Here is a 235-nt window from a genome sequence, read left to right on the forward strand (position 1 = left end):
CTGAGAACTTAACGTTTCCATCTTTGTCATTCTTGACTGTTTCTTTCACGTTACCATCTTGGTCTGTCAAAGTAAATTCAAACTCATCAGCTTTTAACTCACGACCAGTAAGTGTTTTCTTAACGGCAAGAGTAGCTGGAGTTTTTGAAGCTCCGTAGCTGTTGTTGAATTCTTTGTCCGCTGGGTATGTTACGTTGGCAGTAAGATTTCCTTCACCATCGTCTGTAACTTCTAC

General features: G+C 40.4%; 1 protein-coding gene. It reads right to left on the reverse strand.

All coding sequences use genetic code 11. The annotated features are described in order from the left end of the window. The coding region (locus SORDD24_RS10650; protein WP_155720164.1) for a Spy0128 family protein at nt 1-235 on the reverse strand (235 nt) is incomplete at both ends.

The sequence above is a fragment of the Streptococcus oralis genome (assembly GCF_001579175.1).
Lineage (GTDB): Bacteria > Bacillota > Bacilli > Lactobacillales > Streptococcaceae > Streptococcus > Streptococcus oralis_O.